Source organism: Streptomyces sp. H27-H1, assembly GCF_026627445.1.
Lineage (GTDB): Bacteria > Actinomycetota > Actinomycetes > Streptomycetales > Streptomycetaceae > Streptomyces.
This window is the reverse complement of the sequence record NZ_JAPNLJ010000033.1, coordinates 32,770-56,063: the sequence shown is the minus strand read 5'-3', so window position 1 is coordinate 56,063 and position 23,294 is coordinate 32,770. Positions and strand designations below refer to the sequence as shown.

Below are 23,294 nucleotides of genomic sequence, written 5' to 3'. Positions count from 1 at the left end.
TCTCCGCCGGGCGGGAGTCACTGGTAGGACGGGTCCTCCCACGGACCGACGCTTCGGGAGCGGACCGGTTCCACGAAGCGCGGAGGGACGCTGTGCGGGTGGTCGGGTCCCCAGTTGGTGGCCTGGCCCTGCATGACGACGCGGGCCTCTGAGGTGTACCAGTCCACGAGATCACTGTCGGAGCGCACGATCCAGGTGCAGCCCTGTTCCGCGTCGGCGGTGAAGTCGCCGTGCCGGATGAGGGCGGGGCGCCAGAAGTAGGTGCCAGGCCACATCTTGCCGTAGTTGTAGTCGAAGGCGCCTTCGAGGCAGTACGCCTCCTCCGTGCACGGGTGGTGGGCGAGCGGCTCCTCGCGCCAGCCCGGCTTGGCCTTGATCAGCCTGCTGTAGAAGCCGGTCTTCTCGTCCCGGTGCAGCATCTTGATGTACAGGCCGGGGACCGGGGTGCCGCCGAGGTCGAAGCGCATCGGGCTGCCGTCGCGCACGTCGGTCCAGGACATCTCCGAGGTCTGCAGGACTACCAGCTTCCGGTCGGCGCGCAGGCCCTCCCGGTCGGCATCCGCGAGGTCGAAGCGCCAGTCACCGTACTCGCGGAACAGCAGGATCTCCGTACCGGCCGCGGCCGTGACGGCGGGGGTGCGGACTCCGGCCGGCGCCATCCAGAAGCCCTCGGGGCCGAGGACGGCGTCCCCGACGGTCACCCGGCCGGACAGGACGTACCACTCGGTGGCCGCGTGGTGCACGCCGCCCGGCCGCGACCAGTCGGTGTCGAAGCGGACCTTCAGCGACGCCGAGCCGTCCTCCTCGTCGTAGCTGAGGTTGCGCTGCCGGGTGCTGCCCTGCGCGTGCTCGAACTCCCCCATGTGCCAGATCAGATCGCGCTCGTCCACAAGCTCCACGTGCGGCCGCATGGCGGCTCCCTCCGGGTCGGGTTCCGATATGGAATGTAGCGCCGACAAAAATCCGATACAAGATGTACCGTTAATCAGGTGACTCGACCTGGCCGCCCCGCAGGACCCGCCTCGGACACCGAGGCCGTCGTCCTGACCGCTGCGCTGGACCTGCTACTCACCGAGGGCGCAGCCGCGCTCTCCGCGCAGCGCCTGCACACCGCCACCGGGGTGTCGCGGTCGACGATCTACCGCCACTGGCCCACACCTCACGCGGTACTGGCAGCGCTGATCGAGGTCGCCCCGCGCCCCGCACCCTCCCAAACGGGTGAGGCCCGGACCGATCTGCACGCCGAGGTGGACGCGCTCTGCGACCGCCTGCGCGACAAGCCGGTCGGCGACTTCCTGCACGCCATCGTCGCGGCGGCCGCATGGGACTCCGCGATGGCGGATCTGCGGCGCCGGTACGTGGAAGACCTGCTGGCACCCTTCCGCACCGCGCTGGCCCCCGCGGGCCTGACCGGCGCGGCACGGGAGGACGCCGTCTCCGCGATCGTCTCGCCCCTGCTGCTCGACGCGCTGCTGCTGGACCGCCCGGCGGCGCGAGAGCGCGCCCACCGCACTGTCGACGCGGTCCTGGACACCCCCCACTGCCTTTTCAGTGCCCCGCGATGGGGCGTCAGGCCTCCGGAGTTGGCATGACTCTCTCCCCCCGTCGAACGCATGGCGAGGCCCTCCCGTAGGGGGCCAAGAGGCGCTGGGCCGCTGGGCGCGGGCTTCGTCCTCTCATTGCCGGTCAGCCGCCTCCACCTGCACGGACTAACCCGGTGGGACCGCAAGCGCGGTCGTGCCCGCCCCCGTCGGCGCGGGGGCGGGCACGCGCGGAACGGTTTCAGGATCCACTGAGGGTCTGGATGGTGCCGGCCGTGCGCAGGGACTCGTAACGGCTGCCGCCGGGGCGGTGGGTGGCGGTGACCGTGCCGCTCACATCGTCGGCGGCCCAGACGGTGGCGAACTCCTGGAGGACGGCGACGTTGGCGTCCTGGGGTGCCCCGTTGGGCAGGGTGCAGAGCGTGTCGGTGCTGGCGCCCTCGGCGTCGCAGTGCGAGCCCGTGCTGAGCCGGATGCCGAGGAAGTCCCGGTGCACATCGGTGGTCAGCTCGCGGGTGCCGGAGGCCTGGCCGTTGGCGAGGTAGGGCGGCGAGGAGATGGCGTGCATGGGCAGGTTCGTGGTGTTCAGGCCGTTCAGCGCGTTGGCCATGTTGAGCCCGACAAAAGAGTTGACGGGGTCCAGGAGTACGAGGCCCGAGAGGCGGGCGAACGCCGCCGGGTACTGGGTGCGGAGCCGGTTGGCGACGTAGCTGACGGCCTCTCCGCCGGCGGAGTGACCGGAGAAGACGAACTTGGCGGGCATCTGGAGGCCGGGCCGGCCAGCCTTGGCCGCGGCATCGGCGAAGCTGCGGCCGAGCTTGTCGTTCGGGTCGGCGGCCTTGCCGAAGAGGTCGGCGACGTTGTTGAGGAAGGCGGTGTTGTTCCCGATGTTGGAGACCGTACAGCCGAACATGTCGGCGGAGGGCAGCGTGGGGGCGAAGACGACGAAGCCGGCGGCGGCGTAGCGCCGGGCGATGTCCTCCAGGTGGTCGTTGGCACGGCTGAAGCCGTGCTGGAGCCAGACGGTGCCCTTGGGCGCGGTGGACGGGAAGTACCAGTCGCCGGAGCGCTTGTAGACCAGGAAGGCGCAGCGGACGTCGACGGTGTTGGAGACCTTCACGACGTCGGTGGGGGCCTGCTCCGCGGCGGTGGCGGGCGAGAGGGCGGTGAGGGTCGCGGCGGCGGCCAGGGCTGCGGCGAAGAGGGTGCGCGGGAGGGACATACGTCTGTGCGAGGTGTCGCTCATGGGGACTCCCAGGGGGAAGGCCGCGTGGCGTCGCGGCGTCGCCGGGCCGGCCCGGAAGGGGCCGGGATGTTTCCACTGCTGGAACTCTGTTTCTCCTGCGGTTCCATTGGGCCCGAGCGGGGGAACCGCGTCAAGCAGAGCGGCGGTGATTCTTTTGCGGCTCCGCAGGCCGCTTGGAGCATGCCGAAAGCCCCGGCACGCGGGGCGCGGTGGCGGGGTCGGCGGACGGATCGGCGCTGATCAGTCAGGTGCGCGTGCGGGACGGAACCCGGCGAGGACGGGGTGCACGAGCCGCTCGATCGCGGTACGGCGGGCGGCCCGGTCACCCCGGGGCAGGGCGACGGGGCCGGCGACGGCCGGGAAGAAGGGGGCGAGGGCGGTGTGGGGCAGCAGCAGGAGAAGGAGGGAGAGGAGGGCGTCGACATCGGCGTCCGCGCGCAGTTCGCCGGCGGCGACCGCCTCCTCGACAAGGGGGCGCAGTCCGGCGAGGTAGAGGTGCTGGACGGGCTCCAGTACGGCCTGGCGTACGACGGGGTCGATCTCCATGTTGGTGGCGGCGGTCACGCCCCGTTCCAGGGGATGGGTCTCGAAGTAGGAGACCCAGGCGTCGATCGCGTCGACGAGGTACGAGGGGAAGTCCTGGGCGGCGCGGGGCCCGTCGGTACCGGGCGCGGCGCCGCTGTAGCCGTCGAGCCAGGGCCGCATGGCCTCGAAGATGCGCAGGGAGGTCTGCTCGGCGACGTAGGTGAACAGGTCGAGCTTTCCGGCGAAGTACTGGAAGAGGGACCCCTTGGCGACGCCCGCCTGCCGGGCGATGACGTTGAGGCTGCCGGTCGAGTAGCCGTGGGTGCCGAACTCGTCCATCGCGGCGATCAGGATCCGCTCCCGCCGGTCGGGCGGGAGGTGGGTCCAGGTGGTGGTGGGCATGCGCGCTCCCCCGACGTATGACCGGGCGGTCAGGTGACCGCCCGGTCATCGTCGGGGGCGTGCAGGCGCTCTGTCAACGCAAGGGGCCTGTCAGCGGGATCCGTTCAGCGGGCGAGGTAGCGGCCGGCGGGGGCTGCGGTGACTGCTCCGTCGCTGTAGGCGACCTGGCCGCCGACGATGGTGACCGTGGGCCAGCCGCGCAGTTCCTGCCCCTCGAAGGGGCAGTGGTCCTGTCCGGACAGCAGCAGGTCGGCCGTGACCGTGCGGACGGTGTCCAGGTCGGCGACGACGATGTCGGCGTCGGCGCCCACCATCAGCGACCCTTTGCCGGTGAGGCCGTAGGCGGCGGCCGGGTTAGCGGAGAGCAGTTCCGCGACGCGGCGCAGCGGCAGGCCGCGCTTGTGGTGGCCTTCGGAGAGCAGGATCGGATAGAGGAGGGCGGTGCCGCCGAAGCCGGGCAGCGCGGGCCACAGGGCGTCCCCCTTGGACTCCTCCATGCAGCAGGCGTGGTCGGAGGCGACCCAGTCCACGGTGCCGTCGAGCACGCCCGCCCACAGCGCGTCATTGTCGGCTCGGGTGCGGATCGGCGGGTTGACCTTGGCGCCGAGGCCGCATCCGGCGGCGTCCAGGCTTTCGTGGTCCAGGCACAGGTGATGCAGGGTCACCTCGGTGCGCAGGTCCAGCCCGGGCGAAGCGGCACGGGCGGCGCGAGCCCCGGCGAGAGCGGCGGCACTGGAGAGGTGCAGCAGGTTGACCGGGCAGCCGGTGGCGCGGGCCAGGGTGGCCGCCTCCGCGATCGCGACCTCCTCGGTCAGGGGCGGGCGGCCGTCGTGGTAGGCGCGCAGGGTCTGGGGGTCGCCCGAGCGGCGGACCCGGTCGATGAACAGCCTCATCAGCTCGGACTGTTCGCAGTGCAGGGAGAGCGAGACGCGGCCGTGGGGGCGGGCGGCGCCGGCGGCGGCGACCGCCTCCATGAGCTGGTAAAGGTGACCGAGGTCGTACTCCTCGCCCTCCTCGGCCATCCGGAAGCCTTTGGCGTCCCGGGAGTCGGCGGACAGGTTGAACCCCTTGTAGAACATGTAGTACTTGAAGGAGCTGACCCCGTGCTTCGCCACGAGGTCGGGTATCTCGCGCACCTGGGCGGTGTCCATCGGGGCGAGGTGGAAGCCGTAGTCCGTGTGGCTGCGGCCGCCGACCGCCGCGAGGACCTCGGGGAAGATGTCGCCGTAGGCCCCGGTCCGGTTGAGGTAGTGCTCGCCCGTGCGGAAGTAGGACAGGACGCTCGTCGCACCGCCGACCAGGGAGGACCGGGTCTCCTCCGCCGCGTCCTGTTCCAGGGAGCGGTAGATGCCGAGATGGAAGTGCGCGTCGACCGCGCCGGGGAAGACCGCCCGGCCCGAGGCGTCAATGACCTCGGCGGCCTCGGAGGTGTCGATGCGGTCGGCCAGGGCCGCGACCTTCCCGTCGCGCACGGCCAGGTCTGCGGTGATCTCGCCGAGGTGGGGCTGGATGAGCGTGCCGTTCTTGATGAGCAGGTCGTAACGAGACATGACAGGCCGGGCAGCCGCAGGGGGCGCCGCCCGCACCTCCCTTCCGCACCCGTGGGCTAACGGGAAACGCTGTTTCCCTTTTTCGTGACGAAGGGTCATGCTAGCTTTCCGGAACAGTGTTTCACAAGGAGAAACAGCGATCCGTGAAGGTGCGTGAGCCCCGATGGAGCCTTCCCTCCCCCGCGCAGCCCCGCCGCCCGCTCCGGCTGCCCTGCGTGGCGTGACCGTTCTGGACTGCGCCACCCTGTTCGCGGGGCCGCTGGCCGCGACGGTCCTCGGCGACTACGGCGCCGACGTCATCAAGATCGAGCACCCGGCCCGGCCGGACCCGGCCCGCACCCACGGCCCGTCGAAGGACGGCGAGGGACTGTGGTGGAAGATGCTCGGCCGCAACAAGCACACCGTCACCCTGGATTTGAGCCGCCCCGCCGGAGCGGATCTGCTGCTCCGGCTCGCCTCGCAGGCCGACGTACTGATCGAGAACTTCCGGCCGGGCACGCTGGAGCGCTGGGGGCTCGGCCCGCAGGACCTGCACCGTGCCAACCCCCGGCTGGTCATCGCCCGCGTGACCGGCTTCGGCCAGTACGGGCCCTACGCCCGCAGGCCCGGCTTCGGCACGCTCGCCGAGTCCATGAGCGGCTTCGCGGCCCTGACGGGCGAGCCGGACGGCCCGCCGACGCTGCCGCCCTTCGGGCTGGCCGACGGGGTGGCCGCGCTGGTCGCCGCCTCGGCCGTACAGACCGCGCTCTACCACCGCGACGTGCACGGCGGGCCGGGGCAGGTGGTCGACCTCGCGATCATCGAACCGCTGCTGACCCTGCTGGGCCCGCAGCCCACCGCGTACGACCAGCTCGGCACCGTGCCGGCACGCACGGGCAACCGTTCGGTGAACAACGCCCCCCGCAACATCTACCCGACCCGGGACGGCGCGTGGGTGGCCGTGAGCACCTCGGCGCAGTCCGTCGCCGAGCGGGTCATGAAGCTCGTCGGGCACCCGGAGGTGACCGCCGAGCCCTGGTTCGCCGGCGGCGCCGGGCGCGCCGCGCACGCGGACCTGCTCGACGGGCAGGTCGGGGAGTGGATCGCGGCCCGCGACCGGGACACGGTGATCGCCGCGTTCGAGGAGGCCGAAGCCGCGATCTCCCCCGTGCACGGCATCGCCGACATCTTCGAGGACCCGCAGTACCGGGCCCTGGACTCGCTGACGACCGTGGAGGATCCGGTGCTGGGACCGATCCGGATGCAGAACGTCCTCTTTCGGCTCTCCGCCACGCCCGGCGCCATCCGCTGGACCGGCCGCCCGCACGGCCGCGACACCCGGGCCGTCTACGCCGCACGGCTCGGCCTGACGCCGCGCGAGCTGGACGAACTCGCCGCAGACCGTACGATCTGACCCCCTCTTGGAGACCCCATGAACAGCGTCCACGGGTACCGTGGCGGGCCGCTGTCCCTCGCCGGCGCTCCCGTGATCGACCTCTCCCAGCCGATGCGCCGAGGCATGCCGCAGTCACCCAACCACCCGCCTTTCCGCATGCTCCTGGAACGCCGCCACGGCGACCACGTACGCGCCGACGGCGGCTCCGCGGCGAACGAGCTGATCGTCACCGGCGGCCACGTCGGCACCCACGTCGACGCCCTCGCCCACGTCTCACAAGCCGGGCTGCTGCACGGGGACGTCCCGGCGGCCTCGGTGCAGAGCCACGAGGGCTTCTCCCGGCACGGCATCGAGGAGTTCCCGCCGTACGTGGGCCGGGCGGTCTTCCTCGACGTCGCCGCCGTGCACGGCGTCCCCGTCCTGCCCGCCGGGTACGAGATCACCGTCGCCGACCTGGAGAAAGCTCGGGACGCGGCCGGCGTGGACATCGAGGCGGGCGAGGCGCTGCTGCTGGGGACGGGATGGTCCCGGCACTGGGCGGACGCGCGCGTCTTCACCGGCCAGGAGGGCGGGGCGCCGGGCCCCGGTCCCGCGGCCGGGGACTGGATCGCGGAGCGCGGGGTGCGGGTGACCGGCGGGGAGACCATCGCCTTCGAGCATGTCCCGCCGGGGCGCGGGCACGCCGAACTGCCCGTGCACCGGCTGCTGCTGGTCGAGGCGGGCATCCACATCGTCGAAACAATGCGGCTCACCGGGCTCACCGAGCCCGCCGGACTCGCCTCGCGCAGGCGGGCGGACTTCCTGCTGATGCTCGCTCCGCTGCCGGTCGTCGGCGCCACCGGCTCCCCTGTACGCCCGCTTGCCATCCTGCACGACCACGACAGGGAAGGCCGGGCATGAGCGGTCAGGGGTACGCGGCGCGCCTGGCCGCCTTCGCGTCGGCGTGCCGCGACGGAGTACCGCGGGAGATCGCGGCGGACGCTGCCGCGCGCACGCTGGACTGCCTCGGCAACAGTCTGGGGGCACTCGGCGCCCACTCCGGTGAGGACGCGGGTGCCTCGCCCCAGGCGGCGGCGCTGGCCCTGGCGCGCGCGGCCGGCGGGGTCGGGGAGGCCACCGCCGTCGGCAGCGGCATGCGGATGCCGGCCGACCGGGCCGCCCTGGTCAACGGCACCCTCGCGCACGCCCTGGACTTCGACGACACCCACCTGCCGTCCGTCCTGCACCCCACGGCCGCCGTCCTGCCCGCCGCGCTCGCCGCCGCCGAGGCGACCGGGGCCACGGGGGCCGCGCTGCTGGCCGCGCTCGCGGCGGGCGGCGAGGTGTGCGTCCGCCTCGGGATGGCCTCCTACGACCCGGGGCTGCGCAACTCGGTGTTCTTCGAGAAGGGCCTGCACGCCACCTCGATCTGCGGCACCGTCGGCGCCGCCGTGGCCGCGGGCCTGCTGTATGGGCTGACCACGGCCGAGCTGGCGCACGCCATCGGCATCGCCTGCTCGATGGGCGCCGGGGTGATCGAGGCGAACCGCACCGGCGGCAGCGTCAAACGCCTGCACTGCGGGTGGGCGGCCCACTCCGGGGTGTGCGCCGCCCAGTTCGCGGCGGGCGGGGTCACCGGGCCGCCGACCGTGCTCGAAGGCCGCTTCGGATTCCTGACGGCGTTCCTGGACGAGCGGTGGACAGCGCAGCCGCTGCTGGCCGGCCTGGAGGAGATGGGCGCGGCCGGGAACTGGCAGTACGCGCGGACCGTGTTCAAGCCGTACCCCTCCAACCACTTCACCCACCCCGGGATCGACTGCGCACTGGCCCTGCGCCGGGCCGGGCTGCGCGCCGAGGACGTGGCGAGCGCGCAACTCGGAGTGGCCGCGGCGCCCCGGCGCACCATCGGCGAGCCGCACGCCGAGAAGGCGCGCCCCCGTACGCCGTACCACGCCAAGTTCTCGGGTCCGTACACGGTGGCGGCGGCGCTCCTGTCGGAGACGGCCGTGGACGGCGCCGGCCCGGGGCTGCGGCACGCGGACTTCTCCCCGGAGGCATTCACCGATCCGCGCCGGCTCGCACTGGCGGAGCGGGTCGAGGTGGTGGCCGACCCGCAGTGCGACGCGGAGTTCCCACAGGCCTTCAGTGCGGTACTGCGGGTGCGTACGCACAGCGGCCAGGTGATGCAGTCGCGGGTCACCAGCTCACTGGGCGGCCCGGGCATGCCACTGACGCGGGCCCAGTTGGCGGGCAAGTTCCGGCTGAACACGGAGCCGGTGCTCGGAGCAGCCCGCGCGGACGGGGTGGTCGAGGCGGTACGCGCCCTGGGTGGGGCGCCCCGCGGCGCGGCAGGCGCGCTGCTGGGCCTCACGCGGATCGGATAGCGGCGGGGCGGGCAGAGCGGCCGGTGGCCGGTCAGCGGCGGGTGGCGAGCACCCGGCGGGCGGCGCGTACGACCGCCTCGTCCACCATGCGGCCGTCGGGGCCGGTGATGACGCCCGAGCCGTCCCGCGCTGCCTCGGCGAAGCGGTCCAGCAGGGTCTGCGCCGCGGCGACCTCCTCCGGGCCGGGGGTGAAGGCGGTGTGCACCGTGCCCAGTTGACGCGGGTGGACACAGGCCCTGGAGCGGTAGCCGAGCCCGCGCAGGGCCCGGGTGGTGCGGGCGAGGGCGTCGAGGTCGGTGAAGTCGGTGCTGACCGGCCCGACCGGGGGCAGCAGTCCGGCGGCGGCCGAGGCGAGGAGGAGGTCCGTGCGGATGGCGGCCAGGGCCGCACCAGCCGCCGCGCAGGCCGGGTCCGTCGCATCGGGTGACGTGATGCCGAGTTCGGCGCACAGGTCGGCCTCGCCGAGCTGAAGGTGGCGCACCCGGGGCGCCCGCGCGATCTGCCGTACGTCGAGGACCGCCGAGGCTGTCTCCAGCAGCGGTGCGAGGGCGAAGGTGCCCGGGGCGAGCCCGTGCCGCTCCTCGGCGGCGGCCAGGGTCTCGTGCTGGGCGGCGATGTCGGCACCGGAGCACTTGGCGAGGCAGAAGCCCGTCACCCCGGGCGCTGCGAGCAGGGCGCTCTCCGCACGCCCCCGCTCCCCCGGGTTGACGCGGATCCAGATCTCCGGCGTACCGCGCGGGACATCGGCGTGGTCGTCGAGGCCAGTGAGCCAGGCGCGCACCAGCTCCCGCGCCCGTTCCTTGCCCGAGGCAGGGACGGCGTCCTCCAGGTCCACGATCAGGGCGTCGGCGCCGCGCCCGAGGGCCTTGGCGAGCATCTCGGGGCGGTCGCCGGGGACGTAGAGGTAGGAGCGGGGCACGGGGGCGAGCTGGTTCGCGGTCATGGCGCGGTTCTCCGATTCGCTGAAGACGCGGCCCGGTCGGGGAGTTGGGCGGCTTCCCACCCTAGGAGCGCGGGCAGGCCGGGTCAATGGATTCGTTTCGCTGTGGGATCCGCCGTTTCGCACGAGACGCGCGGCTCGGAAACGCAGCTTTTACCCCGCCGCACGCCCCGACCCTTGACACGCCGAGCGGGCGAAGGGCTCCATATGAGAACACAAGCGAAACAAAGTTCCGTACAGGGAAACTCATCGCTCCCTTCGAGAGGAACCCCACCGCTCATGCACCCTCAACCCGCCAGATCCGCCCGGACCCGGGGTGGTGCCACGCTCGCCGCCCTGGTGGTGGCGGCGGCCGGCTCACTGGTCCTCGCCGGTTCGCCCGCCCACGCGGGCAGCGCACCCGTGACCTACGACTGCGTCTTCAGCTCCTCCCACTCCCTCTTCACCACCACCGCCACCCTCACCGCCCCGGCGACCGCGGCGGCCGGTGAGAGCGTGGACGTCAAGCTCAGCCTCGCCGACAAGGGCCCGGCCAACGGCCCCGTGGCACTGCCCGCGGGCAGCGTCGTCCCTTCCGCCAAGATCCTCGTTTCGGGGCAGGCGCCGCTCACGCTCACCGCCGCGGCCTCGAACCCGCCGATCCCCGCCAAGGGCGAGATCCCGATACCCGACCTGACCGGCAAGCTCACCGTGGCCCAGCCCGGCACGGTGACGCTGACGCCGGACCAGCTCACCCTCGACATCCCGAGCTATGGCCTGTCCCTCAGCTGCACCCTGCAAGGCACGGCCACCGCCCTGCACACCATGACCGTCACCCCGGCCGCCGGCAACACCACCGCGGCCGTCACGGGCATCTCGGGCCGCCCGGCGACGGACACCACGGGCGCCCGCCCCGGGGACATCCTCACCCTGGCCGGAACGGGCTGGAACGCCGCCGCTCCGATCGGCACGGTCGAGCTGTGCAGCCTGGCCGGCACCGGCTGTTCGGGCGCCGACCTCACCCCCGACCTGCGGGTCGGCGCCGACGGAAAGCTGGCCGGTACGGTGACGGTCGGCGCGGGCGCCGCCCCCGGGCCACACCGCCTGAAGATCACCCAGGGTTCCGCCACCGTCTCGCTGGTCCTCGGCGTCCTGGGCAGCCGTGCACTCCAGGTCACGCCCGGTGGCGGCGGGCCGGGTACGAGCGCCACCGTCAACGGGGCCAGCTTCGACCCCGGCGACCAGGTCAGCGTCACCACCGTCGACAAGGACGGCCGGCCGGTCGGCGGGGCGGGGCTCACCGCCCCCGTCGACGCCCGGGGCAACTTCACCGCCACTCTCGTCCCGGCCGTGGGGGCCGTGAAGATCGTGGCGACGGAGAAGGACGGCGGGGACGCCGCCGAGACGCCCTGGTCGGGAAGCGCCAACGGCGGCGGCTCCGACCAGACGCTGAAGGTGGTCGTCAGCGGCGGCGCGCTGACCATGTCGGCCGAGCCCGGCGAAGTGGTCCTCTCCCCCGTGACCGTGGACGGCACCGCGCACGACTCCACCGGCAGCCTGCGCGCCCTGGAGGTCAAGGACTTCCGCGGCACCACCGAAGGCTGGTCGCTGGTCGGCACGGTCACCGACTTCCGCAACGCCGCCGGAGCCGCCATCCCCGCCTCCCAGCTGTCCTGGACCCCGCAGTGCGCGGTGCACCCGGGCTCCGCGGCGGCCTCCGCCGTCGTCCCGGGCAGCGCCGGTCCGCTCAGCTCGGCCACCGCGGCCGCGCTGTGCACCCAGGCGGCGAGCGCCGACCCGGCCTCCGTCACCGGCGGCCACTTCGACGCGGGCGCGGCGCTGAACCTGCGCGTCCCCGAGATCGTCCAGAGCGGCGAGTACGCGGCCGTGCTGCGCCTGACCCTGTCCTGACCTCGTCCTGCCCCCTCCCCAGAGCAGCGTGCCGGCGGCGAGCTCCCGGGCTCGCCGCCGGACCACCGGCAAAGAGCGGAACCATGCCCCCCCTACGCAGTGATCCCCCGCCCGGCCGGGCCCCGAGGGCACCCGCCGGGACGCACGTGAGCACGGCCGTCCGCGTCGCATCGGCCTGCCTGGCCGCCTTGTTGGCCGCGTTGTCGGCCGCCGTGCTGGGGGATGCCCAGCCCGCGGCCGCCGCGGCGGCGCGAGCCGGTGCCGGCGCCGGCACCGGCTCCTGGTCGGTGCAGCCTGCCGGAACCACCGGCCGGCCCGCCTTCGTCATGGACTCTGCGCCCGGCTCGGTCGTCAAGGACGCGGTGCGCGTCAGCAATCTGTCCGGCGCCCCTCTCTCCTTCCAGGTCTACGGGTCGGACGCCTACAACACGCCCCGGGACGGCGCGCTCGCCTACCGCCAGGCAGGCGAGGCCCAGACCGGCCTCGGGAGCTGGCTCACCCTCGGTACGAACGCCCTGGTCATCCCGCCCGGCCGGGCCGCAGACATCCCCTTCACGCTGCACGTGCCCGCCGACGCCACCCCCGGCAGCCACGTCGGCGGGATCGTCGCCCTCAACAACGCCGTCGAGCAGGCTGGCGAGGCCTCCGGGGTCGACGTCGGCATTCAGCGGGCCATCGCCGTCCGGATCCAGCTCACGGTGGAGGGGCCGGTGACTCCCGGACTCGCCGTCCGGTCCGTCCGCGTCCGCCACCACCCATCGGGCACGCCTTTCGCGGGGGCTCGCGCCACGCTCACGTACACGGTTGTCAACACCGGCAACGCGGCGCTGCGCCCCACCGTCTCACCCCGGGTCGACGGACTGTTCCGTCTGCGGCACGGCGTCATCGCCGACCGTACGCTGCCCCTGCTGCTGCCGGGGCAGAGCGCCGAGATCAGCGCGGACTGGCCGGACGCCCCCGGCCTCGACTACCTCACCGCCTCCGTACGCGTCACCGCGCCCGGCCTGCCTGCGACCTCGACGCAGAGCGGCCGGGTCGTCCTGTCCTGGCCCACGCTCGGCGCCGTGGCCGCGCTCCTCGCCGTCCTCGCGGTCGCCTTGGGCTGGCTCCGCCGCAAGCGGTCCGGCCGCACCGGGGCGGTCTCATGACCAGCCGCCAGGTACCGGCCGCACCTCCGGGCCGCGCCGTCAGTCTGACGCTGGCCGCCGTCGTGCTGCTGACCGCGGCGGTCCTGTCGGTGGCGGGCGCCGGCCCGGCCGCCGCGACCGGGCCGAGCGTCACCGTGGACGATCCCCGGGCCGCCCCCGGCCTGCCGGTCAAAACCTCCGGGGCGGGCTGGCAGCCCGGCGTGACCGTACAGGTCGAGGTCTGCGGAGGCGAGGCGCTGCACGGCAGCGCCGACTGCGACACCCTGCGCGCCGCGGTCGCCTTGGTGGCCGCAGACGGCACCTTCCGCCTGACGCTCATCGCGGGTGCGCCGCCCGCCGCGTGCCCGTGTGTGCTGCGGGCGGTGGCCGGACAGATCGGGGTGCGCGCCCAGACCCCGCTGACCCTGGCCGGGGCGGCCGACGCGGCGCCGACGGCGCCCGTGCCCGCCGTACGCGTCGATGTCGTCGCGGCGGCCCTGTCCGGCGGGCCGCGGTTCGCCGAACTGTTCGGCGCTCCCGCCCACCGGACGCTGACCGTAACCCTGCGCAACCCTGGTGACCGGCCGCTGGGGCGGGCGCCGCTGATCGTCGCCTGGGGGCCCGGCGGCAGCGCCGACCTCCCGGTGGGCACCCCGCTGACTGCCGAACTGCCGCCGCACGCGGAGCAGACCTACCGGATCCCCGTACGGCTTCCCGCCGCGGCGTTCGGCCGCTACTCGGTCGGCGGACGGTACGCCTCGGCCGAGTTCGCCGTCAGCACTGATGTCTACCCCTGGGGGCTGCTGGGTCTGGCCTTCCTCGCCGCCCTGCTGACCGTGTTCACGGCAGCGGTCGCCGTACGCCGCGGCGTCGAGCGCCGCCGGGCGGGGCGGCCGGCGCGGGCGCCCGGGTCGGCGCCGGCCGCCCTTCCCGTCTTCGTGGATGCGGGCCGGCTGGCCGAGGTCCTCGCGGCCGGCGCGGGGGACGGTGAGCACCCCGGACTGGTCAGTACCCGGGCGCTGGTCCGCGAACTGGCGGGAGACGCCGCGCTCGTTGACTTCCGAGCGCTACGGGCGTTCGCCGACGCCTTGCGGGCGTCACCCCTGGAAACGGAGCGGTAATGGCCTTCTCCCCCCTCTTCCCCCTCTTCCTCACCCGCCCGCGCCCGGACCTGGGCGCCGCTGCGGCGGCCGGGCTGGCGGCCGGCGTGTTCCTCGCCTCGGCGCCGCTGCTCGCAGGGCCCGTCGGCATGCCCGGCGAGGCCGTCCGCTACCTCCTCCTGACGGGCATGCTGCTCGCCGCGGTGGTCGGCACGGTGCTGCGGCGGCGAGGCCGGGGCCGTCCGGGCGGGGCGACGGCTGCCGCGCGGCGGGCACTGGCGGCCTGTGTGCTGGCCGGCGCGGCACCGTCGGCCGCCGCTCTGCTCGCCTCGCCGCTGGTGTTCGCAGCGCTGCTGGTGATGGCCGCGGCCCTCGGCGGCGGCTCTCTCCGCCTCTACCGGCCTCGGCACTCCTGGCACGCCGCCTGCCTGGCGGGCGCGGGTGCGGCGGGCGCCGCGGTGGTGCTCCTCGCGCAGCACCCCCAGGTGGCCTGCGCACTCGCGTGCGCGCTCGCCGCGCTGCTCCTCACTCCGGCCTGCGCACGGGCCGCGCCGGACGACTCCGGGCACGCCGCAGCCTCGCACTGGACGGCGGGTGCCGTGGGCGCGGCCGTGTTCGGCGTGGTGTTCGCCGGCCAGAGCCTGGTTGTCTTCCGCTGGGAACTGCTCGGCGGCGCGGGCGCCCGGCCGTTCGCCTACGCGGCGCTGCTGGCGGCGGCCCTGACAAGCGGCCTCGCCGTGGCCGGCCGACGCCGACCGATCACCGGCGCCGGTACGGGTACGGGTACGGGCCTGCGTGGGGCGCTGTTCACGGCGGCCGGGCTCACGGCGGCGGTGGCGGCATGTGCGAGCGCCGCCCGGCCCTGGCAGTTCGTCCTCGCGCTGGCGGCCGTCCTCACCAGCGGTGCTGCCACCGCGGCGGCCCGCGCCGGCTCGTCCCCCGCGCGGGACAGCGTGCACGCGGGGGCTGCCGGGCACGGCGGGTACGCCGTCGCCAGGCTGTTCGGCGGGGCGGCCGCGATGACCGCCGTCGCGCTGTCCGGCCGGCTGCTGGGCGGCGCGGACACCCTGACCGTGATCGGTCTGGCGCCCGCCGTGGCAGCCGCCGGCGCTTTGGCGCACCACGGGCGCGGGCAGGGCGCCGAGCCGGACGACGACACCGTCGCCGGTGCTTGCGACGGCCCCCTGAAGGTCCGCGGCCTCGGCGTCCGTCAGGCGGGGGCGCCGCCCGTGCGCCGTCTCGACCTGACGCTGGCGCCGGGCGAGATCGCGTACCTGACCGACGCTCTCCCCGGCCGGCGGGCGGGCGCTGTACTGGCGGTCCTCGCCGGCCTGCGCAAGGCCGACGGCGGAACCTGGCGGCTGCGCGGCCACGACGTCTCCCGCGTCGAGGCGCGGGCCCGGTGGGACCTGCGGCTCTCCGCCTTCGTGGACCCGGCGGACGCGGCCCGGACGGGCGCTCTGCACCCCGGTCATCCCGCGGTCTCGGTGACGGACGCGGTGGCGGCCGCAGCCGCGCATCTGGACCCCGAGCGGGCGGCGGAGCTGACGGTGGCCGCCCGCGCGGCCTTCCCGTTCCTCGCGGCGAAGGGCGCCGACCCCTGCGGGCGGCTCGGCCCCGACGAACGCTGCGTCCTCGGGCTGGTCCAGACCCTCATCGCGCAGCCGGCGCTGCTCCTGCTGGACCTGACCGGGCCCGGCTGCGGGCCGCTCGCAGCCGATCCGGCGGTCACGTCCGTACTGCGCCACATCGCAGGCCAGGGGACGGCGGTCCTGGTCGCCTCCGCCCCGGCGCAGGCCGTCCCCGGTCAGCGTCCGATCGCGCTCCCCGCGTCCGGCGGCTCCCGGACAGCCCTCTTGCGACGGAACAGAAAGGCCATGCCGTGAGGATCTCGACGAAGAGCCGGAGCTGCCGGGTGGCCCTCGCGGCGACCACGGCGCTCACTCTGTCCGGCCAGTTCGCCGCTGCCGCCACTGCGGCAGGCACGGCCGGGGCCGCCGATACGCCGACCGCCACGGTTCACGTGTCCGCGGCAACCGGGCTGACCGAGGGCCGGCAGATCACCGTCGACGGCTCCGGGTTCCGCGCCGGGCTGACGTCTGTCGCCGTCGGCCTGTGCAAGAAGGGCTACACCGGCAACAAGGACTGCGACCTCGGCGGCGGGGCCCGGCTGGTGACCATCGGCCCCGACGGAGTGCTCCCGCAGGTCACCCTCACCGTGCACGCGCGCTTCGCCGGTGGCGACTGCCGCTCCACGCCGTGCGTGGTCGGCGTCGCGCCACTGCCCTCCGGGACCCCACCCGCGCTGATCGCCGCCAACAGCGTTCAGGTCGCGGTCGGTTTCGAGGGCGGGACGGTCCCCGGCGAGGCATCCGGCACCGGCCGAGCCGAACCGGCCGCGCCATCCGCCGCCGCTCCCAGCGGTGGCCGCGGCAACGACTGGAGCGGGCCGTCGACCCCGGTGTGGTCCCTGTCCCTCGGCGTGGCCGTCGCCTGCCTCATGCTCGGCGTCCTCTCCCTCGTCCGGGGCCACCGGAGGGCGGCGCCCGGAAGGTCCCCGCTGTCCCCATCTGGAGGAAACTCATGACATCGCTACGAAGAATCCGCTGCGCGAGCGCACTCGCCGCGGCCTCGGCCCTGGTCGCGGTTTCGGCCGGGCCGGCCGCCGCCGCCGGGACACTGACCGTCAGCAAGTCGACCGGACTCGCCGTCGGGGACAAGATCACGGTGTCGGCGAAGGGGCTGAGCCCAAATCAGGGTTTCGTGCCGATCGGTCTGTGCAAGCCGAAGCCGGCCGGTCCGACGGACTGCGAGACGTCACCCGACGCCGCGGTCATCGGCAAGACCGACGCGTCCGGGGTCTGGCACAGCGCGGCCAGCGACGCGACCACGGCCGAGATCACGGTCAAGGCCAAGGCGGGCGGGGCGGACTGCGTGGCCAAGGCGGGGAACTGCGTCATCGCGGTGTCGATCTCCGCGACGAAGGAACTGGTTGAGGTGCCGCTGGCCGTGGGGGCGGCCGGCCCCGGCGCGAGCAGTCCGCCGCCCTCCCGTCCGGCACCGACGGCGTCCGGCGGAGGCACGGCCACGTCCGGCGCGGGCACGACGGGGGCCAGCGCGGGCGCGGCGGGGTCGCTGCCGCAGACCGGGTCCACCGACGGCCTGCCGGTGGCCGCCCTGCTGGGCGGCACGCTGTTCCTGCTCGGCGGCTGCACGCTGGTCCTGCTGCGGCGCGGCAGCCGGGCGTGAGCGGCGGCGGCGCGGGAAGCGGATCCGCACGAACGGGTTCGTGCGGTCGGCGAACCGCGCCGCCCTCACCGCCCGAGGGCAGCCCTGGGCACGGGCGGGGCTGGGACCGGAGAGCCGGGACCGTGTCGGATGACGGCCGTCAGATCCGCCCGGGGCGGGGGTGCACGGGGTCCCCCAGGCGGCGGCAGGCCACGCCGACATCGACCACGTCGGCGTACTTGGAGTCGAGATCGAAGAGATTGCCCTCGTGGGGACCGGTGTCCCGGTCGGCCACGGCGTCGCGCACGACGATGGGGCGCAGCCCGTACTGAAGTGAGTCCAAGGTGGTGGCCCGCACGCAGCCGCTGGTGGAGAACCCTCCTATGACGAGCGTGTCCACGCCGAGGACCGTGAGGACGTCGCGCAGCCGGGTCTGGAAGAAGGCGCTCGGGTAGTGCTTGTGGATGACGATCTCACCCGGTTGCGGGGCGCAGAGCGGGGTGAAGGCCGCGAGGGGGTTGCCCGCGCGGAAGGCGTCGAGGCTGGGCACCTTGCGGGCGAAGTGCGGTGCGTGGGAGCTCGGTTCGTCGTCGTAGTGGACGGCGGTGAAGATGACGGGAAACTGGGTGCGGCGGGCGGCGCGGACGAGGTGCGCCATGGCGTGCAGGGCCGGTTCCGCCGTGTCGAGGTAGAGGCGGCTGTCGGGGACGGCGTAGGCCTGGACGGGGTCGACGAGGAGGACGGCGGGGTGTTCGCCCCAGCCGATGCGGCGGCCGAATCCGGCGGCTTCGTAGTCATCGGCGAGGGGCGTGTCGGCCACGTCAGATCACTCCGTCCGCGGTGAGCTTCTCACGCTCTTCCCCAGTGAGGCCCAGGAGGTCGCCGTACACCTCGTCGTTGTGGGCTCCGAGTTCGGGGCCCACCCAGCGTACGGCGCCGGGGGTGCCGGAGAGTTTCGGGACGACGTTCTGCATGGGGATCTCGCCGAAGTCGGGGTGCGGGAGGCGGACGATGGCGTTGCGGGCGGCGAAGTGCGGGTCGGCGAGCATGTCGGCGGCGGTGAAGGTCTTGCCGGCCGGGACACCGGCGGCGTGCAGGGCGCCGAGCAGGGTGGCCGCGTCGTGCCCGGCGGTCCAGGTGGTGATGACGTCATCGAGCTCGCCTTGGTGGGCTCCGCGCGCGGTGTGCGTGGCGTAGCGGGGGTCCTCGGCCAGGTAGGCGCGGTCCATGACCTCGGTGAGGCGGCGGAAGACGGTGTCCTGGTTGGCGGCGATGAGGACGGCGGCTCCGTCTGCGGTCGGGTAGACGTTGCTGGGAGCGACGTTGGGGAGGACGGGGCCGGTGCGTTCGCGCTGGTAGCCGCCCACCTCCCATTCGGGGAGGAGGGACTCCATGTAGGCGAGGACTGCTTCGTAGAGCGCGGAATCGACGATCTGGCCGGTTCCGGTGCGGGTGCGGGCGTGCAGGGCCATGACGGCGCCGTACGCGGCCATGGTGCCGGCGAGGGCGTCGCCGAGCGAGATGCCGGCGCGGGACGGGGGGCGGTCGGGTTCGCCGGTGATGTGGCGGATGCCGCCCATGGCCTCGCCGATGGAGCCGAAGCCGGCGCGGGGCGCGTACGGGCCGTCCTGTCCGTAGCCGGTGACGCGGACCATGACGAGGCCGGGGTTGATGGCGCGGAGCTCCTCGAAGCCGAGGCCCCAGCGTTCCAGGGTGCCGGGGCGGAAGTTCTCCACGAGGACGTCGGCGCGGGCGACGAGGCGGCGGACCAGTTCTTGGCCTTCCTCGCGGCGCAGGTTGCAGGTGACGGACTTCTTGTTGCGTGCGACGACCGGCCACCACAGGGACTTGCCGTAGGGCCGTTCGCGTCCCCACTGGCGCATGGGGTCGCCGCGTCCGGGGTCCTCGAGCTTGATGACCTCGGCGCCGTGGTCGCCGAGGAGCTGGCCGCAGAAGGGACCGGCAAGCAGGGTGCCGGTCTCGATGACACGGATGTCGGAGAGGGGTCCACTCATACGGCGAGTGTAAGTTTGGGAAACACTGTTTCGCTAGAGGAATCGACGCGACAGAATATGACGCATGGACAACTCTTTGGCGGCCAAGCCGCTCACTGGTCCCGGCGTGGTGGAAGTGGCCCCGCGTGACGGACTGCAGAACGAGGTGCGTGCACTGTCCCCGGCGCAGCGCGTGGCCCTGATCGAGCGGGCGGTGGCCGCGGGCGCGCGGCGGGTGGAGGCGGTGGCCTTCGTCCATCCCGGCCGGGTGCCGCAGATGGCGGGAGCGGAGGAGGTGATGGGACTGCTCAAGCGCCCGGACGGTGTTCGCTACAGCGGCCTGGTGCTCAACGCCCGCGGCATGGAACGGGCGAGTGCGAGCGGCGTGGACGAGGTCAACTACGTGGTGGTGGCGAGCGACGCGTTCTCGCGCCGCAATCAGGGCATAGGCACGCGCGAGGCGCTGGCCGCGTGGGAGGGGATCGCCTCCCGCGCCCACGCGGAGGGGATCGGGCGCTCACTGACCATCGCGGCGGCGTTCGGCTGCCCCTTCGAGGGGGAGACCGCAGAGTCGGCCGTGGCCGAACTTGCCCGGATCGCCACGGAGTCGGGCGCCGAGGAGATCGTCCTCGCCGACACCATCGGCGTGGGCGCCCCCGACGCGGTCACCCGGCTGCTCACGGCGGTACGGGAACAGGCGCCCGGAGTGGTCCTGCGCTGCCACTTCCACAACACGCGCAACACCGGCTATGCGAACGCGGTGGCAGCCGCCGCGGCCGGTGCGGCGTGGCTCGACTCCTCCCTCGGCGGCATCGGCGGCTGCCCCTTCGCCCCGGCCGCCACCGGCAACATCGCGACCGAGGACCTGGTCTACCTGCTGCGGCGGATGGGCCTGGAACCGGGCATCGACCTGGAATCGGCCGCTGCGGCGGGGACCTGGCTGGGCACCGTGCTCGGCATCCAGGTGCCCGCCCTGCTGGGCCGGGCAGGCCCCTTCCCCGGGTCCGGGCGCAGCGGCGAGCGGGGGGAGGAGTAGACATGGGAGCGCATCCGCACGGATGGTGGATCCTGCTCCACATCCTGCTATTCGTCTTCTGGCTGGGCGGCGACCTCGGCGTCTACGTCTCCAGCCGGTACGTCCTGCAGCCGGGCCTGCCCGTCGCCGCCCGCTCGACGGCGCTGTCGATCATGAGTGTGCTGGATCTCGGCCCGAAGATCTGCCTGGTGCTGATACTGCCGAGCGGAATCACGCTCATGGCGCTGGAGCCGCACGGGGCGCAGCGCCTGCTCAACGGCTGGTCCGCGGGGGCGACCTGGGTGTTCGCGGCGCTCTGGCTGTGGCTGACCGTGCGCGAGCACCACCGTCCGGGCCGCCGCCCCTGGATACGCCGAGCGGACTGGGCGATACGCGTCGCACTGACGGCCTCACTGTGGGGCGTCGGGCTCTACACCCTGCTGGCCGCGGAGCCGTTCGGGGTGCGGACCGATCCCCGCTGGCTGGGCGCCAAGGTCCTGCTGTATGCGACGGCGATCGCCTGCGGGCTGGGCATCCGGCTGACGCTGCGCCCGTTCGGGGCCGCGTTCCGCGACCTGGCGGGCTCGGGAGGAGGCGACGGGGTCGAGCGGACGCTGCGTCGGGCAGTCAATGGCTGTGTCCCGTACGTGGCGGGGATCTGGACGTGCGTCCTGGCCGCCGCGGCGCTGGGGGTGCTCAAGCCCGGGGCCGACCTCTGAGGCGGGTCACCGGACCCCTGGCCGGTACCCGAACTCGGCCGAGAGCCGTTCGACGCTCGCCATGAGCAGCGGGGCGCACTCGGCCAGGCGCGGCTTGAACCGGGACTGCGGGCCGGCCAGGCTGACCACCGCGATGACATGGCCGTCGTGTCCGAAGACGGGCGCGGCGAGCGAGGCGGAACCGCTCTGCCGCTCCCCCACCGACATGGCGTAGCCGCGCCGCTTGATGGCGGACAGCTCCTTGCGCATGCGCTCGGGGTCGGTGATGGTCCGGTCGGTGACCGCGTCCAGGGGGTGGCGTTCGAGGTAGGTCTCGATCTCGGCGTCGGACAGGAAGGCGAGGAAGGCCTTGGAGGAGCTGCCCGCGTGCAGGGGGAGCGGGATCCCGAGGGCCACCTCCATACGCAGCTCCTGCTCGGGGACGACCTGGTCGACGTAGAGCCTGGTGTCGCCGCGGCGGATGGAGAGGGTGGCGGTCTCCCCGCATTGGGCGGCGAGCCGGCGCAGCTCCGGGGCCGCGAGGACCCGAAGGTCGGTGCGCGCCAAGTAGGCGCGGCCGAGGGAGATGGCGGCCGGTCCGAGGGCGTAGCGGCGGGTGACGGGATCCGTGATGATCAGGTCGCGGTTGCGCAGGGCCGTGAGGACGCGGTGCACGGCGGCCTTGGTGATGTCCAGTTCTTGGGCGATCTCGGTGACACCGAGGTCGGGGCGGCCGCTGCGGCCGAACATCAGCAGCACGTCCATGGCGCGCTCGACTGCGGCGATGGACCTGCTGCTGCTCGTCTCCTCGGTCACAGGTGCCCCTTTTGCGCGATGGTTTCGAGGCCGTCCCCCGACTTGGCAAAAGCATAACGTCGATTTCCCCAGGGGAAACAGTGATCCCGGGGCGGGTGGATTCGTTGACACCGCGACGCGACCGTCGTTACGCTCATGGATACAGTGTTCCACTAGAGGAAACATAATTGAGCGGGGGTGCGATGACGACCGTCATCGACGAATCGACCTTCCGTCAGGTGCTGTCCCGGTGGCCCAGCGGCGTGGGGATCGTCACCACGGCCGGCGAGGAGGGCTGGCACGGCATGACGGCGAGCTCGTTCAGCAGCGTCAGCCTCGCACCACCTCTCGTCCTGGTCTGCTTGGACCAGGGGATCCGCTCCCACGATCTCCTCATACGCAACGGGGTGTTCGCCGTCAACGTTTTGGGCCGGGACCACCTCGCACTGGGACGCAGGTTCGCGGGCATGGAGCCGGGGGTCACCGATCGCTTCGCGGCGGGCGACTGGCTGCCCGGCGCCACCGGCAGTCCCGTGCTGACGGACTCGGCGGCCTGGGTCGACTGCCGCGTCCTGCACCGCTACCCCGGCGGGGACCACTCCATCTTCCTGGGTGAGGTGGTGGCAGCGGGAGTACCGCGCATCACCTCCCCGCTGCTGTTCCACTCGCGCTCCTGGGGGCAGCTCGCGGATCCGCTCCCCGACCGCGTGGACCTGGCCGACACCGGCCTGACCGACGCGGTGGCAGCGCCGCACACCGCTCGCCTGACCCACGCGCTGCGGCGGGCGGGCGTACGGGTGCGCCTCACATCGCTCGACGGCGCAGGAACGGCCGGCGCCGGGGCCGCCGGTATGAGCTGCTCCTCGGTCCACGTCGACAACGCCTCGGCCGCCGTCGCCGCCGCCGAGGCCGGCTGCCCCGCCGTCGAGCTCACCGTCGCACCGGACGGTACCGGCGGGGAGGCCGTCCACGCGGTCCGGGCGGTCAACGGCGCCGGGCACCCGGACACCCTCGTGGTCGCCCGGATACGCGACGCGCTGCGCCCGGGGGCGGCCCGCGCCGGCCTGCTGACCGTGCAGCGGCTGGCCGCCGCCGGCTGCGGGGAGATCGTCCTGGAGGAACCCGCAGAGGGCCACGACGATGCGGACGGAGCATCACCTTTGGCACTGCGCCGACTGCTCCAGGACGCGATCCCCGCGGCCGGGCCCGTGCCCCTGCGCCTCGCGCTGCGCGACGACCACGGCCTCGGCCTGGTCAACGCCCTGACCGGGATGAAGAGCGGGGTCAGGTGCTTCGACACCGCCCTCGGCGGCCACGGCGGCCTGCTGGCCACCGAGCGGCTCGTGCTGCTTTGCTCCCGCATGGGCGTCGCGGCCCCCCTGGACATCGCCGCGGTACGGGCCCTGCGCGCCGAACTGGGTGTGCTGCGACGGCAACCGCCCGCCGCGCCCGCACCCTGCTCCCCCGCCCGGGCAGCCGCCTCCCGCGGCCCGGAATCCCAGTAA

At 73.8% G+C, this 23,294-nt stretch carries 21 protein-coding genes; 13 read left to right on the top strand and 8 right to left on the bottom strand.

Annotation, left to right across the window (positions count from 1 at the left end; genetic code table 11):
- Positions 1–17: 17 nt before the first annotated feature.
- Entirely contained in the window at positions 18–911 is an 894-nt protein-coding gene (locus OTB20_RS29220) for a DUF4437 domain-containing protein (protein WP_267822005.1), read from the bottom strand.
- A gap of 78 nt (positions 912–989) precedes the next feature.
- Here OTB20_RS29220 and OTB20_RS29215 point away from each other — a divergent pair, with 78 nt between their 5' ends.
- Positions 990–1,592, top strand: coding sequence for a TetR/AcrR family transcriptional regulator C-terminal ligand-binding domain-containing protein (locus OTB20_RS29215; RefSeq protein ID WP_267822003.1), 603 nt, complete (start codon positions 990–992; stop codon positions 1,590–1,592).
- Positions 1,593–1,782: 190 nt separating this feature from the next.
- Here OTB20_RS29215 and OTB20_RS29210 read toward each other — a convergent pair whose 3' ends face one another.
- The 3 genes from OTB20_RS29210 to OTB20_RS29200 all read right to left on the bottom strand — a co-directional run bounded on the left by OTB20_RS29210 (position 1,783) and on the right by OTB20_RS29200 (position 5,264).
- On the bottom strand, positions 1,783–2,787 hold the full coding sequence (locus OTB20_RS29210; protein WP_267822002.1) for an alpha/beta hydrolase: 1,005 nt from the start codon (positions 2,785–2,787) through the stop codon (positions 1,783–1,785).
- Between the two features lie 240 nt (positions 2,788–3,027).
- Positions 3,028–3,714 carry a TetR/AcrR family transcriptional regulator gene (locus tag OTB20_RS29205; RefSeq protein WP_267822000.1) on the bottom strand — a complete coding sequence of 229 codons (687 nt, stop codon included), beginning with the start codon at positions 3,712–3,714 and terminating at the stop codon, positions 3,028–3,030.
- Between the two features lie 104 nt (positions 3,715–3,818).
- Positions 3,819–5,264: a dihydroorotase gene (locus OTB20_RS29200; RefSeq protein WP_267821999.1), complete on the bottom strand. Its 1,446-nt coding sequence runs from the start codon at positions 5,262–5,264 to the stop codon at positions 3,819–3,821.
- Between the two features lie 163 nt (positions 5,265–5,427).
- Here OTB20_RS29200 and OTB20_RS29195 point away from each other — a divergent pair, with 163 nt between their 5' ends.
- The 3 genes from OTB20_RS29195 to OTB20_RS29185 are packed head-to-tail and all read left to right on the top strand — an operon-like array spanning position 5,428 to position 9,002.
- Positions 5,428–6,657, top strand: a complete 1,230-nt coding sequence (locus OTB20_RS29195; RefSeq protein WP_267821997.1) for a CaiB/BaiF CoA transferase family protein — start codon at positions 5,428–5,430, stop codon at positions 6,655–6,657.
- An 18-nt stretch (positions 6,658–6,675) separates the two neighbouring features.
- Positions 6,676–7,539 carry a cyclase family protein gene (locus OTB20_RS29190; RefSeq protein ID WP_267821996.1) on the top strand — a complete coding sequence of 288 codons (864 nt, stop codon included), beginning with the start codon at positions 6,676–6,678 and terminating at the stop codon, positions 7,537–7,539.
- Positions 7,536–9,002: an MmgE/PrpD family protein gene (locus OTB20_RS29185; RefSeq protein WP_267821995.1), complete on the top strand. Its 1,467-nt coding sequence runs from the start codon at positions 7,536–7,538 to the stop codon at positions 9,000–9,002. The genes OTB20_RS29190 and OTB20_RS29185 overlap by 4 nt, the downstream gene beginning before the upstream one ends.
- Positions 9,003–9,033: 31 nt before the next feature.
- On the opposite strand, the gene OTB20_RS29180 is transcribed toward OTB20_RS29185, so the two are convergent.
- The gene (locus OTB20_RS29180) at positions 9,034–9,945 is read right to left on the bottom strand and encodes an HpcH/HpaI aldolase/citrate lyase family protein (protein ID WP_267821993.1); all 912 of its coding nucleotides are present in this window, start codon (positions 9,943–9,945) and stop codon (positions 9,034–9,036) included.
- Positions 9,946–10,221: 276 nt separating this feature from the next.
- Between OTB20_RS29180 and OTB20_RS29175 the strand changes: the two genes are divergently transcribed.
- From OTB20_RS29175 to OTB20_RS29150, 6 genes are all read left to right on the top strand, one after another.
- On the top strand, positions 10,222–11,832 hold the full coding sequence (locus tag OTB20_RS29175) for a hypothetical protein (protein WP_267821992.1): 1,611 nt from the start codon (positions 10,222–10,224) through the stop codon (positions 11,830–11,832).
- Between the two features lie 146 nt (positions 11,833–11,978).
- Positions 11,979–12,980, top strand: coding sequence for a DUF916 domain-containing protein (locus tag OTB20_RS29170; RefSeq protein ID WP_267821990.1), 1,002 nt, complete (start codon positions 11,979–11,981; stop codon positions 12,978–12,980).
- Entirely contained in the window at positions 12,977–14,080 is a 1,104-nt protein-coding gene (locus OTB20_RS29165) for a hypothetical protein (RefSeq protein ID WP_267821988.1), read from the top strand. The genes OTB20_RS29170 and OTB20_RS29165 overlap by 4 nt, the downstream gene beginning before the upstream one ends.
- Positions 14,080–15,945 (top strand): hypothetical protein, encoded by a 1,866-nt coding sequence (locus OTB20_RS29160; RefSeq protein WP_267821986.1) that lies wholly within the window; start codon positions 14,080–14,082, stop codon positions 15,943–15,945. Before OTB20_RS29165 ends, OTB20_RS29160 begins: the two co-directional genes overlap by 1 nt.
- Positions 15,942–16,646, top strand: a complete 705-nt coding sequence (locus tag OTB20_RS29155) for a neocarzinostatin apoprotein domain-containing protein (RefSeq protein WP_267821985.1) — start codon at positions 15,942–15,944, stop codon at positions 16,644–16,646. Before OTB20_RS29160 ends, OTB20_RS29155 begins: the two co-directional genes overlap by 4 nt.
- Positions 16,643–17,308, top strand: coding sequence for a neocarzinostatin apoprotein domain-containing protein (locus tag OTB20_RS29150; RefSeq protein WP_267821982.1), 666 nt, complete (start codon positions 16,643–16,645; stop codon positions 17,306–17,308). Before OTB20_RS29155 ends, OTB20_RS29150 begins: the two co-directional genes overlap by 4 nt.
- Positions 17,309–17,447: 139 nt before the next feature.
- Here the strand turns inward: OTB20_RS29150 and OTB20_RS29145 are convergent, their stop codons facing one another.
- Positions 17,448–18,107 carry an isochorismatase family protein gene (locus OTB20_RS29145; RefSeq protein WP_267821980.1) on the bottom strand — a complete coding sequence of 220 codons (660 nt, stop codon included), beginning with the start codon at positions 18,105–18,107 and terminating at the stop codon, positions 17,448–17,450.
- Position 18,108: 1 nt separating this feature from the next.
- Positions 18,109–19,302, bottom strand: a complete 1,194-nt coding sequence (locus OTB20_RS29140; RefSeq protein WP_267821978.1) for a CaiB/BaiF CoA transferase family protein — start codon at positions 19,300–19,302, stop codon at positions 18,109–18,111.
- Positions 19,303–19,366: 64 nt separating this feature from the next.
- Here OTB20_RS29140 and OTB20_RS29135 point away from each other — a divergent pair, with 64 nt between their 5' ends.
- Both OTB20_RS29135 and OTB20_RS29130 read left to right on the top strand, forming a co-directional pair.
- Positions 19,367–20,317 (top strand): hydroxymethylglutaryl-CoA lyase, encoded by a 951-nt coding sequence (locus tag OTB20_RS29135; RefSeq protein WP_267821977.1) that lies wholly within the window; start codon positions 19,367–19,369, stop codon positions 20,315–20,317.
- 2 nt (positions 20,318–20,319) lie between these two features.
- Entirely contained in the window at positions 20,320–21,015 is a 696-nt protein-coding gene (locus OTB20_RS29130; protein WP_267821975.1) for a hypothetical protein, read from the top strand.
- A gap of 6 nt (positions 21,016–21,021) precedes the next feature.
- Here the strand turns inward: OTB20_RS29130 and OTB20_RS29125 are convergent, their stop codons facing one another.
- Positions 21,022–21,810 carry an IclR family transcriptional regulator gene (locus tag OTB20_RS29125; RefSeq protein ID WP_267718885.1) on the bottom strand — a complete coding sequence of 263 codons (789 nt, stop codon included), beginning with the start codon at positions 21,808–21,810 and terminating at the stop codon, positions 21,022–21,024.
- Positions 21,811–21,977: 167 nt separating this feature from the next.
- Here OTB20_RS29125 and OTB20_RS29120 point away from each other — a divergent pair, with 167 nt between their 5' ends.
- Positions 21,978–23,294 carry a flavin reductase gene (locus OTB20_RS29120; protein ID WP_267821974.1) on the top strand — a complete coding sequence of 439 codons (1,317 nt, stop codon included), beginning with the start codon at positions 21,978–21,980 and terminating at the stop codon, positions 23,292–23,294.